Origin of the sequence: Janthinobacterium sp. GW456P, from assembly GCF_002127655.1 — a bacterium.
GTDB lineage: Bacteria > Pseudomonadota > Gammaproteobacteria > Burkholderiales > Burkholderiaceae_D > Janthinobacterium.
The window spans coordinates 67,346-82,270 of record NZ_NEHB01000001.1; the positions used below are offsets into that span (position 1 = coordinate 67,346).

At 66.5% G+C, this 14,925-nt stretch carries 11 protein-coding genes; 7 read left to right on the top strand and 4 right to left on the bottom strand.

Going from position 1 to position 14,925, the window contains the following annotated elements; genetic code table 11:
* Window positions 1-111: 111 nt before the first annotated feature.
* The 6 genes from CBW66_RS00270 to CBW66_RS00295 all read left to right on the top strand — a co-directional run bounded on the left by CBW66_RS00270 (window position 112) and on the right by CBW66_RS00295 (window position 9,359).
* Window positions 112-1,749, top strand: coding sequence for a response regulator (locus CBW66_RS00270; RefSeq protein ID WP_230492342.1), 1,638 nt, complete (start codon window positions 112-114; stop codon window positions 1,747-1,749).
* Window positions 1,746-2,774, top strand: a complete 1,029-nt coding sequence (locus CBW66_RS00275; protein WP_086139516.1) for an ABC transporter substrate-binding protein — start codon at window positions 1,746-1,748, stop codon at window positions 2,772-2,774. The genes CBW66_RS00270 and CBW66_RS00275 overlap by 4 nt, the downstream gene beginning before the upstream one ends.
* A gap of 10 nt (window positions 2,775-2,784) precedes the next feature.
* A complete protein-coding gene (locus CBW66_RS00280) occupies window positions 2,785-5,301 on the top strand; it encodes an ATP-binding protein (protein WP_086139515.1) in 2,517 nt (838 codons plus the stop codon).
* Between the two features lie 120 nt (window positions 5,302-5,421).
* The gene (locus tag CBW66_RS00285) at window positions 5,422-5,931 is read left to right on the top strand and encodes a sigma-70 family RNA polymerase sigma factor (RefSeq protein WP_230492343.1); all 510 of its coding nucleotides are present in this window, start codon (window positions 5,422-5,424) and stop codon (window positions 5,929-5,931) included.
* Window positions 5,928-6,893: a DUF4880 domain-containing protein gene (locus tag CBW66_RS00290; protein ID WP_086139513.1), complete on the top strand. Its 966-nt coding sequence runs from the start codon at window positions 5,928-5,930 to the stop codon at window positions 6,891-6,893. Before CBW66_RS00285 ends, CBW66_RS00290 begins: the two co-directional genes overlap by 4 nt.
* Window positions 6,894-6,986: 93 nt before the next feature.
* Complete coding sequence (locus CBW66_RS00295; protein ID WP_086139512.1) at window positions 6,987-9,359, top strand: TonB-dependent receptor; 2,373 nt, start codon at window positions 6,987-6,989, stop codon at window positions 9,357-9,359.
* 51 nt (window positions 9,360-9,410) lie between these two features.
* Here CBW66_RS00295 and CBW66_RS00300 read toward each other — a convergent pair whose 3' ends face one another.
* The 3 genes from CBW66_RS00300 to CBW66_RS00310 all read right to left on the bottom strand — a co-directional run bounded on the left by CBW66_RS00300 (window position 9,411) and on the right by CBW66_RS00310 (window position 13,357).
* Entirely contained in the window at window positions 9,411-11,825 is a 2,415-nt protein-coding gene (locus CBW66_RS00300) for a TonB-dependent receptor (RefSeq protein WP_230492344.1), read from the bottom strand.
* Between the two features lie 61 nt (window positions 11,826-11,886).
* A complete protein-coding gene (locus CBW66_RS00305; protein WP_086139510.1) occupies window positions 11,887-12,843 on the bottom strand; it encodes a FecR domain-containing protein in 957 nt (318 codons plus the stop codon).
* 1 nt (window position 12,844) lies between these two features.
* Entirely contained in the window at window positions 12,845-13,357 is a 513-nt protein-coding gene (locus CBW66_RS00310) for a sigma-70 family RNA polymerase sigma factor (RefSeq protein ID WP_086139509.1), read from the bottom strand.
* 187 nt (window positions 13,358-13,544) lie between these two features.
* Here CBW66_RS00310 and CBW66_RS00315 point away from each other — a divergent pair, with 187 nt between their 5' ends.
* The gene (locus CBW66_RS00315; protein WP_086139508.1) at window positions 13,545-14,531 is read left to right on the top strand and encodes a magnesium and cobalt transport protein CorA; all 987 of its coding nucleotides are present in this window, start codon (window positions 13,545-13,547) and stop codon (window positions 14,529-14,531) included.
* A 66-nt stretch (window positions 14,532-14,597) separates the two neighbouring features.
* On the opposite strand, the gene CBW66_RS28325 is transcribed toward CBW66_RS00315, so the two are convergent.
* Window positions 14,598-14,897 carry a hypothetical protein gene (locus CBW66_RS28325; protein WP_139841724.1) on the bottom strand — a complete coding sequence of 100 codons (300 nt, stop codon included), beginning with the start codon at window positions 14,895-14,897 and terminating at the stop codon, window positions 14,598-14,600.
* Window positions 14,898-14,925 lie beyond the last annotated feature (28 nt).

Consider the following 14,925-nt stretch of genomic DNA (forward strand, 5'->3'; position numbering starts at 1 on the left):
CGCCGCGCGCGTGACAAAGCGTGTATTTTTGGTAATTTCCAGATGCTATGCTCGGAACGCATGCTGCGGGGCAAGTTTCCTCTCCGCAAGGCCGTGCTGCCAGGAGAATGCATGAACAGATCAACAATGCCGCCGCGGATACTCATCGTCGATGACGAACTGGCGCACGTGCGCGCGCTGTGCGACACCTTGCGCGGCCAGGCCTACGACACGACGGGGCTCGCTTCGGGCGAGGCGGCGCTGGCCCTGCTGGCCGTCGAATCGTTCGACCTGCTGCTGGTCGACCTGATGATGCCGGGCATGAACGGCATCGCCGTGGTGGAAGCGGCGCGCAAGATCGATCCGGACCTGGCCTGCATCATCATGACGGGCGAAGGCACGATCGCCTCGGCCGTGCAAGCGATGCAGGCGGGCGCGCTTGATTACGTCGTCAAGCCGTTCAAGGTGTCGGGCATCCTGCTGATACTGGCGCGGGCGCTGGAGACGCGCCAGCTGCGCATCGCCAATGCGCGCCTGGAACTGCTGCTGCGCCAGCACACGGCCGAACTCGATGCCATGAACCGGGATTTGCGGCTGGCCCGCGAAGTGGCCGAGCGGGCGAACCAGGAAAAGAGCAATTTCCTGGCCAGCATGAGCCACGAGCTGCGCACGCCGCTCAACGCCATCCTGGGCTTTTCGCAGATGCTCACGTCCGATTCCATCCCCTCGACGGCGCAGGAAAAGAAAACCTTTGCCTCGCACATCTTCGGCGCCGGCCGGCATTTGCTGACCTTGATCAACGATATCCTCGACATCGCCAAAATCGAGTCGGGCAATATGACGCTGTCGATGGAGTCCGTGGGCCTGGCCGGCATCTACCACGAATGCTGGCAAATGATGGAGCCGCTGGCGCGCAAGCGCGGCATCACCTTGACCTTCGTCGAAGCGGGCAGCGTGCACGTGCTGGCCGACCGCACGCGCCTCAAGCAGGTGCTGCTCAACCTGCTGTCGAACGCCGTCAAGTACAACCGCGATCAGGGCGAGATCCACGTCGACTGCCAGCCCGTCGATGCACGGCAGCTGCGCCTGTCCGTGCGCGACACGGGCGGCGGGCTGAGCGCCGCGCAGCTGGAGGTGCTGTTCCAGCCCTTCAACCGCCTGGGACGCGACGGGCGCGACGAGGAGGGCACGGGACTGGGACTGGTGGTCAGCAAGCGCCTGGCCGAAGCCATGCAGGCGACCATAGGCGTGGCCAGCACGCCCGGGCGCGGCAGCACCTTCTGGCTCGATATCGCCAGTTGCCCCGCGCGCTACCCGCTGCAGGAAAGTCCGCGCCTGTCCGCCATTGCCCGGCCCGCTGAAACGATGCCCCTGCCGGACCGCAAGACGCTGCTGTATGTGGAAGACAATCCCCTGAACGTGACCCTGGTGGCGGGCCTGGTCCATTTTCGCCCCGATCTCGACCTGCTGTCCGCCGGCGACGGGCAGACGGGCCTGGACATGGCGCGCCGCCACCTGCCGCAGCTGATCCTGATGGATAGCGACTTGCCCGACATCAGCGGAACGCAAGTCATGCAGTTGCTGCGTGCCGATGCCCGCACCGCGCACATCCCCGTCATCGCGCTGACGGCCGTTGCCGGACCAGGCGATATCCGCCAGGGGCTGGCGGCGGGCTTTTTCCGCTATCTGACCAAGCCGATCGACTTGGCGGCGTTTTCCGAGGCCGTCAACAGCGCGCTGGAGTCGGCCACGGCGCAGTGCAGCGCATGAGCGGCGCGGCGCCGGCGCGGCGGACGGTCTGGCTGGCGGCCTCACTTCCGCTGCTGGCGCTGGCCGCCGTGGCCCTGTGGCGGCTCGCTGCCCGTCCCGCGCCGCCGCCCGGCCCCGTGGAAGTGCTGCGCCTGGCCGTGAATGCGGAGTACGTGGGCAGCTGCCCCGTGCTGGCCGCACGCGCGCAGGGCTATTTCGCGCGCGAGGGCATCGACGCGCTGCTGCAGCCGCATTCGTCGGGCAAGGCGTCGCTGGAAGCCGTGCTGCAGGGCGAGGCCGACCTGGGTACGGTGTCCGATATTCCCGTGGTGCTGGCCAGCCTGCAGAAGCAGTCCGTCGTCATCATCGCCAGCATTTTCGAGGCCGAGCGCGACCACGGCATCGTGGGACGCCTGGACCGCGGCGTGTCGACACCCGCCAGCCTGAAGGGCAAGCGCATCGGCGTCACGTTGGGCACTTCCGGCCAGTTCACGCTGGAAGCCTTTTTGAACCGCCAGAAGCTGCTGCCCGCCGAAGTCAGCGTGCGCAACTACACGCCGGACCAGCTGGCCGGGGCGCTGGCGCGGGGCGAGGTCGACGCGGCCGCCGGCTGGGAACCGTTCCTGACGGGCATGACGCGCGCCATTGCCGGCAATGCGGCCGTCTTCTATGGCGAAGACGTGTATGCGGGCCTGTTCAACGTGGCAGGCACGCGCGGCTATGTGCGCAGCCATCCGGCCACCATGCGCAAGGTGCTGCGCGCGCTGATCGCCGGTGCGCGCTTTTGCCGGGACGAGCCCGATGCCGCGCGCGCGCTGTTTGCCAAGGCGTCGGCCAGCGAGGCGCAGCGCCTTCAGGCGGCCTGGCATGGTTATCAGTTCGGCATCGTGCTCGACCAGGGCTTGCTGCTGGCGCTCGAAGACGAGGCGCGCTGGGCCATCAAGAACCGGCTGGCCGGGAACGGCGAGATGCCGAACTTCCTCGATGCCGTCTACCTGGACGGCCTGGAAGCCGTGGCGCCGTCGGCCGTGACGGTCATCCATTGAGAAGGCCACCGTGAAAATCGTCACGCGCTTCAAGCTGGCAGAACTGTTTTGCGTGCTGCTCGTGGCCATCATCGTCGCCGTGCTGTTCTCCACCAGCATGGCGATGCAGCGCGAACTGGCGAAGAACAAGGCGGCGGCCGATATCCTGCAAGCCGTCACGTCGCTGCGCTACCTGTCGATCGAATATGCGCTGCACCATGGCGCACGCACGCGGGCACAGTGGCAGCTGCGCAGCGAGTCGCTGTCCACCGGCTTGCTGGCCACGCCGGCCTTCAGCGCCGGCGAGGAACGCGCGCTGCTGCGGGAATTACGGCGCGACCTGGCAAGCGTGGACGGCCTGTTCGAGCTGTTTGTCGCCAATCACCGCGAGCTGGGTCAGGACCCGCAGCGGCGCGAGGTGCTGGGCGAGCTGGAGTCGCGCCTGTCCGGCCAGATCATGGGCAAGGTGCAGGGCATGATCGCCGATGCGATGCGGCTGTCCGCATTGAGCCGGCAAGGCGTGCTGGACGCCCAGCAGCGGGCCAACGTGGCCGTCATACTGTTCGGCGGCATGATCATCGCGCTGGTGGCCGGTTTGATCTATTTCACCATGACCAGCGTCACGGGACCGCTGGAGAAGCTGCGCCAGGGCACCTTGATCGTCGGCGCAGGCCAGCTCGATTTCTCGCTCGGCGTGCATACCAGGAATGAAATCGGCGACCTGGCACGCGCCTTCGACGGCATGACGGAAAAGCTGCGCCGCACCACCGTCTCGCGCGACGAACTGGCGCACGCGAATGCGGCCCTGGAAACGCAGATACAGGAACGCCAGCTGGCCGAGCGCAAGGTGCATGAACAGCTTGAGCGCCTGAACCTGCTGCAGCAGATCACGCGCTCGATCGGCGAGCGGCAGGATTTGCGCAGCATTTTCCAGGTGGTGGTGCGCAGCCTGGAAGAGCAGCTGCCCATCGATTTCAGCTGCATTTGCCTGTACGAACCTTCCGAACACGCGCTGCAGGTGACATGCGTGGGCGTGCGCAGCGAAGCGCTGGCGCTCTCTTTCATGATGGGCGAACATGCGCACATTCCCATCGACGAGAATGGCCTGTCGAGCTGCGTGCGCGGAAAGCTCGTGTATGAAGCCGACATCGCCGAAGTGGCGTTCCCGTTTCCGCAGCGCCTGGTGCAAGGGGGGCTGCGCGCCCTCGTCATGGCGCCGCTGCTGGCCGAAAACACGGTGTTCGGCATCCTCATCGTGGCGCGCCGCGCCGCGCACAGCTTTACCAGCGGCGAATGCGAATTCCTCAGCCAGCTGAGCGAACACGTGGCGCTGGCCGCCAACCAGGCGCGGCTCTACGGCGCGCTGCAGCGCGCGTATGACGACTTACGCCAGACGCAGCAGTCGGTAATGCAGCAGGAGCGCCTGCGCGCGCTGGGGCAGATGGCCAGCGGCATCGCGCACGATATCAACAACGCCATTTCCCCCGTGGCCCTGTACACGGAATCGCTGCTGGAGACGGAAACCAATCTCAGTGCGCAGGGCCGGCATTGCCTGGAAGTGATCGAGCGCGCCATCGACGACGTGGCCGCCACGGTGGCGCGCATGCGCGAATTCTACCGCCAGCGCGAACCGCAGCTGGCGCTCTCGCCCATCGACGCGAACCTGGTGGTGCAGCAGGTGCTGGACCTGACGCGCGCGCGCTGGAGCGACATGCCGCAGCAGCGCGGCATCGTCATCGCCCTGCACACGGAGCTGGCCGACGGCCTGCCCATGCTGCCCGGCAGCGCGGGCGAGCTGCGCGAAGCGCTGACGAACCTGGTCTTCAACGCCGTCGACGCCATGCCGGAAGGCGGCACCCTGAGCGTGCGCACCAGCTGCATCGGCATGCCAGGCGAGGCGGCGCGGCAGGTGCGCATCGAAGTGGCCGACACGGGCGTCGGCATGGACGACAATACGCGCCGCCGCTGCCTGGAGCCGTTTTTCACCACCAAGGGCGAGCGGGGCACGGGCCTGGGCCTGGCCATGGTGTACGGCATGATGGAGCGCCATGGCGCCAGCATCGACATCGTCACGGCGCCGGGGCAGGGCACGGCGGTGCGCCTGGTCTTCCCCGCCTGCGCCGCGGACGAGGGGCAGCAAGCGCCCGACATGGCCCACCTTGTGCCGCCGCGCCTGCGCATCCTCGTGGTGGACGACGACCCGATGGTGCTCAAGTCCTTGCGCGACATCCTGGAAATCGATGGCCACGACGTGGTGTCGGCCGATGGGGGCCAGGCCGGCATCGATAGCTTCCTGGCCGCGCGCGACAGGCACGAGGATTTTGCCGTGGTCATCACGGACCTGGGCATGCCTCACGTGGACGGGCGCAAGGTGGCCAGCGCCGTGCGCCGCTGTTCGCCGGCCACGCCCGTCATCATGCTCACGGGCTGGGGCCAGCGCCTGGCGGTCGACAGCGACTACCCCGAACACGTCGACTGCGTGCTGGGCAAGCCGCCCCGGCTGAAGGAATTGCGGCGCGCGCTGAACAAGGTCATTTCAACGGGCTAGGGCCGTGCTGGCGGCGTGGCAAGGTGTTGTATACGGGAAAGTCATCGCAAAAATGACGGGACAGCGACGCGATGCTCCAATATAATGAGAATCATTATCATTGACGTATCGGAAAGACGCGTGCCCGCACCATCTCTTTTGCAAGACGAGCAATCGCTGGCGGCCAGCCTGTTTACGGGACACGGGCGTTGGTTGCTACAACGCTTGGTGTTGCGGCTATGCAACAAGGCGGAAGCGCAAGATGTGGCTTCCGAAACATTTGTGCGCATCCTGCACACGGGGCGGCTGGCAGCCATCCGCGAGCCGCGCGCCTACCTGGGCACTGTGGCCAAGAGCATCCTGCTGCAGCAATGGCGGCGCCGCGACCTCGAGCGCGCGTACTGCGAGACCCTGGCGCTGTTGCCTGAAGCCGTGCAGCCGTCGCCGGAAGAGCGGGCGGTGCTGCTCGAATCGCTGGAACGGCTGGCGCGCGCGCTCGACACCCTGTCGCCCAAGGCGCGCAGCGCTTTCCTGATGAGTCAACTCGACGGCCTTACCTATGCCGAGATCGCCGCCCGCCTGGGCGTATCGGCCAGCATGGTGCGCCAGTACATGGCGCAAGGCCTGCGCTGCTGCCTGGCCGTCGCATGAGTCCGTCGGTGCAGAACGATGCCATTGCCTGGCTGGTCGAGCTGCGCTCGGGCGAAACCTGTCCCAGCCAGCGCCAGGCGTTCGCCCGCTGGCTGGCGGCCGATGCGCGCCATGCGAGCGCGTGGCAGGAGCTGGGACAGGCCGTGGAGCACAGTCTCGGTTCGCTGCGGGCGGCCGGCGGCGCAGTGGCCGTGGAACAGACCCTGGCGCGCGCCGCGCAACGCGATAATAAGCGGCGCCAGCTGTTGCAGGGCGCGCTGTGCCTGGCCGGCGGGGCTTTCGGCGGCGCCTGGCTGTTGCGCGGCAGCCCCTTCTTGCCGGACTGGTCCGCCGACCTGCATACGGCCACGGCCATGCGGCGCCGCTACGCGCTGGCCGACGGCAGCGAACTGCTGCTGGACGCCCGCTCCTCCGCCGACACGGATGTGGCGCATAGGCATCGGCACGTCACCCTGCGCCAGGGGCAGCTGCTGGCGCGCGTGGCGCACGGTGCGTCTCCTTTCTTGCTGCGCAGCGAGCACGGCACGGTCAAGGCGCTGGGACGGCAACTGATGCTGCGGCGCGAAGAACATGGCACGGTGGCGCTGGCCGTGCAGGGACCGCTGGAAGTGCATCCCGCCGGCGCCGGCTTGGCGCGCGTCCTGCTCCAGGGCGAGGCGGCGAGGTTCGACCAGGGCCGATTGACCATGCTGCCTGGCATGGCGGCAGGGCAGGCGACGGCGTGGCAGCGCGGCATGCTGCTCGCCATCGACCAGCCGCTGGGCGAGCTGGTGGCCGCCTTGCGCCCGTACCGCCACGGCTATATCGACATCACGCCACGCGCGGCAGCGCTGCGCGTGTCGGGCAATTACTCGCTCGACGACAGCGCCGCCACCTTGCTGGCGCTGGCCGAAACCTTGCCGCTCACGCTGCGGCAGGGGCCTGGCGGCTGGTGGACGGGGATTGATCTCAAGCAAAGCTGATTTATTTTGCGCCGGCACTGTCACTTTTGGCGCGCCGCGACTCATATACCGTGTAGCAACACTTTTCCTTCACCACCACGATAGAGTCCCAGCATGCCACCATTGTTGATGCGCCAGATTCCCCTGGCTGTAATGTTACTTTCCTGCGCCGTTCCTGCCGCCCTGGCGCAGGCCCCATCGGTGCAAGCCGCGCCGGCCACCATCCGTTACGACGTGCCGGCCCAACCGCTCAATGCCAGCCTGATCGCCATCGCCAGCCGCGGCGGCGTGCGCATTTCCATCGATGCGGACCTGGCGCGCGGCGTCAGCGGTGCGGCCGTGCACGGCGATTTCACGGCCGGGCAAGCCTTGCACCGCGCCTTGCAGGGCACGCGGCTGGCCTTGCTGAAGACCGGTAGCGGCGTATTTACGGTGCAAAGCGCGGCGCCGCCAGCCGCCGCGCAGCCTGAGGCGACCATGCCGGAAGTGGTGATCAGCACCAACTACCTGGGCCAGGTGACGGAAGACACGGGTTCGTACACGACGGGCGCCATCAGCACGGCGAACCGCCTGGTGCTGTCGCCGCGCGAGACGCCGCATGCGGTCAGCGTCGTGACGCGCCAGCAGATGGACGATTTCGGCCTGGTGCAGCTGAGCGAGGTGCTCAGTCACACGCCGGGCGTGTACGTGCAGCACATCGACAGCGAGCGCACGATTTATTATGCGCGCGGCTTTTCGCTCGATAATTTCAGCTACGATGGCCTGCCGTGGACGCGCGACGCTTCGCTGAACCTGGGCGAATCGCTGGCCAATATGGACTTGTACGACCGGGTGGAGGTGCTGAAGGGCGCGAATGCGCTGATGAGCGGGGCCGGCACGCCGGGCGCCACCGTCAACCTGATCCGCAAGAAGCCCACGCGCGAACTGCGCGCGCTGGCCGACCTGTCGGCCGGTTCGTGGAGCAATTACCGCGGCATGGCCGACGTGGGCGGTCCCCTTAACGACAGCGGCAGCGTGCGGGCGCGCGCCGTCGCCTCCTACCAAGACAAGCACTCCTTCGTTGACCGCTACCAGCGTCGCTCCGAACTGGCGTACGGCACGCTGGAGGCGGACCTGTCGCCGCGCACCTTGCTGACCGTGGGTGCCGACTACCAGCACACGGTGCCGCGCAATAGCGACTGGGGCGGCGCACCGCTGTTCGATGCGGACGGCAAGCGCTTCACCATGCCCCGCTCGTTCAACGGCGCGCCCACCTGGAGCACGCAGCAGACGCGGGCCAAATCCGCCTTCGCATCGATCGAGCACACGTTCGAGAGCGGCTGGCTGGCCAACCTGCGCCTGATCCACCAGGCCAACGCCCTGTACGCGCCCGTCGCCTACCTCGACAGCTTTCCGAAGGCGGACGGCAGCGGCACGGCCGTCACGGCGCGCCAGTACAACAGCGACGCCACCAGCAACGGGCTGGATGTGTACGCCAAGGGGCCGTTCACCCTGCTGGGCCGCACGCATGAACTGGTGGTGGGCGCGAACGCCTACCGCAAGCAGTCGGACGATGTCTCCAGCCCGTATTCCTTCATCGAGGTCGACAATATCTACACCTACCGGGGCCAGGTGCCCGAGCCGCAGTGGGAGCTGGACACGGCCCGCGAAGTCATCCGCCAGAAGGCCGTGTATGCGACGGGCCGCTTTTCGCTGCCGCAAGGCGTGCACGTGATCGTTGGCGGGCGCCTGTCGTCCTATGTCAACCCCACGGCCGACATCGACGAATCGTCCATCTTCACGCCGTATGCGGGGGTGACGTGGGATTTCGCGCCGAATCTGACGGCATTCGCCAGCTACAGCGACATCTTCAGCCCGCAAAATAGCCGCGACGTCAATAACAGGACCCTGGACCCCATGCTGGGCAAGAATATCGAGGCGGGCGTGAAGGGCGCCTTCCTGAACGGTCGCCTGAACGCCAGCGCGGCCGCCTTCGAGGTGCGCCAGGATAATTACGCGCAATACGTGGACGAGGTCAACAAGGTGACGGGCATGGATGCCTACCGCGCCATCGACGGCGTGCGCTCGCGCGGCGTGGAACTGGAAGTGTCGGGCCAGCTGATGCCGGGCTGGCAGCTGCAGGCGGGCTACACGCACAAGATCGCGCGCGACGCCGGCGGCAAGGTCAATACCCTGGCGCCCGAAGACCAGCTAAGCCTGTACAGCACCTGGCAGCCGATGCCGCGCCTGACCGTAGGCGGCGGCGCCCGCTGGCAATCGCACACCTGGCAAGCCACGCGGGCGGTGCGCGGCGGCATGACCACCGTGCACCAGGGTTCCTACGCCATCTTCGACGCCATGGTGCGCTACCAGGTTTCCGACCGGCTGGCGCTGTCGTTCAACTTCAACAACTTGACCGACCGCACTTACTACGGCATCAGCACGGGCCGCAGGGTCAGTTATGGCGACCCGCGCAATGCGATGCTGAGCCTGAACTATCGCTATTGACGCGATGGATGTAGAGCAAGCCGGGCGCTTGCCGCCCGGCTTGTGCACGGACTAAAAGCGGTACGTCACGGTCCCCCGCACGCTGCGCGGCGCGCCATACGTGCCTTGCGCATAGGTGTTGATGTTGATGTACTTCTTGTCGAGTACGTTTTCCACGTTCAGCTGGGCCGTCAGTTGGCGCGACAGCTGGTACGTGGCCATCAGGCTGACTGTGCTGTAGGCTTCTTGCGTGACTCTTTCCTTGCCGTTCGGGCCCGCATCGTCGAAGTAGAACTTGCTTTGCCAGTTGATGCCGCCGCCCACGGTGAACTGGGGTTTGACTTTCCAGGTGGTAAACAGGCGTGCCGTGGAGCGGGGCGACAGGGTGTTGATGTCCTGCCGCTCGCGGTCTGTGGCGCGAAAGTGGCTGGCGCTGGCCGTCACGTTCCAGCCGGGCGCCAGGCGGCCCGACAATTCCCCCTCGATGCCGCGGCTGGTGGCGCCGCGCGCCGCGTAATATGCTTGCGTGGTGGTGCCGGGGACCCGGTGCGCGCCGTCCGGCTGGGCCAGCTTGTCCTGTTTGATCTCGAAAATGCCGACGGAACCGTTGGCCTTGCCCCCGGCCAATTCCCCCTTCACGCCCACTTCCATGCTCTGGCCCGTCAGCGGGTCCAGCCAGGCGCCCGCGCGGTCCTGGTTTTCCTGCGGGCGGAAGATGTCCGTGTAGCTGGCATACATCGAATACGTGTCGCTCAGGTCCACCACCAGGCCGGCGTAGGGCACGAACTTGCTCTTGGCGAAGGCAAAGCGGGCGCTGCCGTCAAAGCCGATGCGGTCCTTGTCCCAGCGGCTCAGGCGTCCGCCGACGATCAGTCTGGTGCTGTCGGCCAGGTTCAGACGCGCCGCGCCGTAGGCGCCATATTGCGTGGTCGTGTATTTCTCCGACAGCACGGGCTCGCCCCACGCCGGCTGCGGGTAGCTGCCATCCCAGGCGAGGAAATTGCCGATCGGTTCAGGGTCGAGCGCTTCCTTGACCTTGAACTCGGCATGCTGCAGCGTGTAATTGGCGCCCACGATGACTTCATGTTCGCGTCCGCCCAGGGTAAATGGCCCGGACAGCTTCACGTCGGCGCTGCTCTGGTCGCGCTGGCCGATGTAGCGGTTCGGGTAGCCGAGCATGCCCATGCCTGTGATGCGGTCGGGCCGCTCGGCCAGGAACAGCAGCGGCGTGTCTTCCGTGTGCTTGCTGTACATGGCTTGCGCCTGCGCCTTCCAGCCCTGGCCCAGCGCGTGTTCCAAGGTGGCGTGCACGTTGGTCTGCTCCGTGGCCCAGGCCGCCCAGCGCGGCGCCGTGGTGACGGAACGGTCGAAATCGGTGCGCGTGCCGTCGCTGTACCACAGGGGGAAGCCGCCCCAGTTGCTGCCTTTCGGATCGTTCTTCTGGTAGCTGGCGCCCAGCGTGGCCACGCTGCCGGGCGCCAGGTCCGCCTCGATGGTGGCGTAGGCGATCTGGCGCTGGTTGGAATAGCCATTGGTAAACGACTTGCGGTCTTGCCAGGCGCCGGCGATCCTGCCGCGCACGGCGCCGTCGCCGCTCAATGGTGCGGCCAGGTCGACGGTGCCCCGGTAATCGCTCCAGGAACCGGCCGCCAGCGACCATTGCCCCTCGAACTGTCGGGCGCTGGCCCGCTTGCGCACCAGGTTGATCGAGGCGGACGGGTAGCCGGCGCCCGTCAGCAAGCCCGTGGCGCCGCGCGTCACTTCCACGCGGTCGTAGATCAGCGAATCCATTTCCGATTCGCCGCCCGAATACTGCACCTTGTAGGTGGTGGGCACGCCGTCGTATTGAAAATTGTCGACGTCGAAGCCGCGCGCGGAAAACGTGCTGCGCTCCGTGTCGAACTGGTTGACGGCGATGCCGGGCGTGTTGCGCAGCACATCGCGCACGGTCAGCAAATCCTGGTCATCCATGCGCTGGCGCGTGATGACGCTGACCGATTGCGGCGTTTCGCGCAAGGACAGCACCAATCCGGTGGCGCTGGCCGTGGCCGGTGTCGTGTACGAATTCGTCCCTTCCGTGCTGGTGCTGCGCTCGGCAGTGGCGCGCACGGCGATGCCGGGCAGGGTGGCGGCGTCGGCTGCCGACGGCAGCTTGCGCACGGCGTAGTGGCCGCCGCCCTGGTCGAGCGCAATGAGGCCGCTGCCATCGAGCAGGCGGGCAAAGCCGTCGGCCACCTGATAATTGCCGCTCAAGCCCCGGCTGTTCAAGCCCGCGTACAGGCTGGCGGCGCCGGAAATGCTGACGCCCGCTTCGGCGGCGAACGCGGACAGGGCCGTGCTGAGGGGGCCGGCGGCCACCTGGTAGTGGCGCGCGGGCCCCTCTTGCGGCGCGGCGAACGCGGCCGGCGTCAAGGCCAGGCTGCCCAGCAAGGCCAGCGTCATGGTGGTAAGTCGGTAGTGCATCATTGCGTGTTTCCCTTCGTTCATGTGTTGGTCCTGTGTGGATTGACGGGGCACATGCGCGAAAGGGACAATTTTTTAAAAATATTTATGCGGACTCAACGGAAATCCACCAGCGGCTGTGGCGTTGCACGCGGATGGGCAGCGATGCTTGCAGAAGCGACAATAATTGCTCCGTATCGCGCAGCCGGTACACGCCCGACACGCGCAGCCGCGCCACGGCCGGGTCGCAGCGCACGACGCCGTGGCGGTAGCGGGCCAGCTGCGCCAGCACGTCGGCCAGCGGCGTGTCGTCCGCGTACAGCAATCCTTTGGTCCACGCGGACGCATGCGGCGCCAGCGGCTGCGGCGTGCCGGCCGACGCCTCGTCAAAGCTGGCTTGCCAGCCCGCCTGCACGATGACAGGCAGGCCTTCCGCGGGCCGCACTTCGACGGCGCCCTGCGACACGGCCACCTGGGTGCGCGCGCCGAACAGACTGTCTTCCTGGCGCACCGTGAAGCGCGTGCCGAGGGCACGGATGCTGCCGTTGCTGGTGCGCACGAAAAACGGACGCTGGCGCGGATCGGGGCTGGTCGCCACATGCAGCTCGCCGCTGCGCAAGTGAATCAGGCGCAGCGCGTCGCTGAAACCGAGGTCGGCGGCGCTGGCCGTGTTCAGGCTAAGGGTGCTGCCGTCGGGCAAGGCAAGATGGCGGATTTCGCCCGTCGCCGTGCGCAGGTCCGCCGTCCATGCCTGCCATGGCGGCACTTTCAGCATGGCCCAGCCGGCGGGACCGGCGACGATGAGCAGGGCCAGGGTTTTCAGGGCGGCGCGGCGGGCGGCGCCGGCCGGGCGGTCCAGTACCGGCATGGCCAGCGGCGGGGGCAGCATGCCGAAGGTGCGGCAGACCTGTTCGGCCCGCTGCCAGGCCGTTTCATGGTCGGGGTGGACGGCGCGCCAGCGGGCCAGCTCCTGCCGCGCATCAGCATCCAGTTCACCGCCTTGCAGACGCATCATCCAGTGCGCCGCCACGCGCGCGGCGCGCGCATCGAGGGTTGCGCCCATGTCAGGCCAGCAGCAGGATGCATTGCTCGAACGCCTGCACCATATAGCGCTTGACGGTACGCTCGCTGATGTTCAGGCGCGCGGCGATATCCGCATACGCCAGGCCTTCCAGCTGCGACAGTAAAAAGGCCGTGCGCACCTTCGCGCCCAGGCCGTCGAGCATGGCATCGATCTGGTGCAGGGTTTCGAGGATCAGCAAACGCTCTTCCGCCGATGGCGCGGCGGGCGCGGGCAGCTGCGCCAGGGTGGCCAGCCAGGCCTGCTCCAGCGACTGGCGGCGGTAATGGTCGATCAGCAGGCGGCGCGCCACGGTGGTCAGATAGGCGCGCGGTTCGCGCAGAGTGGCGGCAGGTTCGCCAGGCGTGGCCAGCAGTTTTACAAAAGTATCCTGCGCCAGGTCGGCCGCGTGGTCGGTGCAGGACAATTTGCCGCGCAGCCAGCGCAGCAGCCAGGGATGGTGCTGGCCATACAGCAGTGCGACAGGATCGGCGGCAGGGGATACGGCATACGTCACGGCACACTCCAGTTGGCGCGGAAGTCCCGTGCCGCTGGCGCACGCAGGCCCTTCTTAAATGCGAATGGTTCTCATTTTACATTGACGTGCCCGAATGTCAATGCGCTGGCTCGGTTGGCATGGCCATCATGGCATTTCCGCTATACTGGCCCCCCAATAATATTGCCGCCATCAGCCGAAAATCACCATGGACCTCAGTACCCACGCCGCCGTCGTCAATTGCGAAGCGTATCGCGACGGCAGGAAGATCGCCCATTTCGACATCGACAAGGTGGGCGACTTTCTCGGCGACCCCGATTGTTTCGTCTGGATCGGCATGGCCAGTCCCGACGTCACGGCCATGCAGGCGCTGCAGGCGGCCTTCGGCCTGCACGAGCTGGCCGTCGAGGATGCGCAGGGCGCGCACGAGCGGCCCAAGCTGGAAGAGTACGGCGACACCCTGTTCATGGTGATGCACACGGCCACCCTGGATGGCGACGCCATCGTCTACGGCGAAACCCACGTCTTTCTCGGCCCCCGCTTCATCATCACGGTGCGCCATGGCCCCTCGGCCGGCTATGCGAAGCTGCGCGAGCGCAAGGAAAGCATGCCGGACAAGCTGGCCAGCGGCCCCGGCTACGTGCTGTATTCCATCATCGACTTCATCGTCGACCAGTACCAGCCCTGCATCGACCATTTGCAGGCGCGCTTCCAGCAGCATGAGCTGCAGCTGTTCCAGCCCAGCCTTTCCGAAGACAAGTTGCAGGATTTCTACCAGCTCAAGACGGAGCTGCTGAAGCTCGATGCGGCCGTCAATCCCCTGCACGACATCTGCACCCAGCTGATCCGTTTTCATGGCGACATCGTGCCCAAGGAAAACCGCATCTATTACCGCGACATTCTCGACCATGTCAAACGGGTCACGCACACGGCCGGGCAGATGCGCGAGCTGGTCAATTCAGCCATGCAGGTGGCGCTGGGGCAGATTTCGATCCGCCAGAACGAGGTCGTCAAGCGCCTGGCCGCCTGGGCCGCCATCCTGGCCGTGCCCACCATGGTTTTCAGCCTGTACGGCATGAATTTCGAATTCATGCCGGAACTGAAGTGGCGCGGCAGCTATCCGGCCGTGATAGTCGTCATCATCGCCGGCTGCTACTGGCTGCACCGGCGCCTGAAGCGGGAGGGCTGGCTGTAGCGCGAACACGGCGCCGGCACGCAAACATTGGAGAGTATTGCCGCTGAATTAGCTGCTACGATGCATTTAACGCGTTGACGGCCGCGGCACGAACTCCTTGGCGCGGATGCCGTTTCCTGCTGGCGCCGCCACCCCAGAGACGCCAGCCTGGATCACACCACGCATCCGGCACCACAAGGCTCCTGGTTTCCAGGAGCCTTTTTTTTGCTTCATCGCCGTTGGTGGGGAAAGGCTGGCTTGACGTTTTTGGTGACAGGGGCCGGGATCGGCTTGCAGCAGCCATGGAAACAGCTTGCGCAAGCTGCCGGGATCGACGGTGATCACCGGTGCGGGCGCGCACGCGGCGGTACTCGGGCGGGTGAGCATGAAGGAAAGGCTTTGACAAAATATCCAA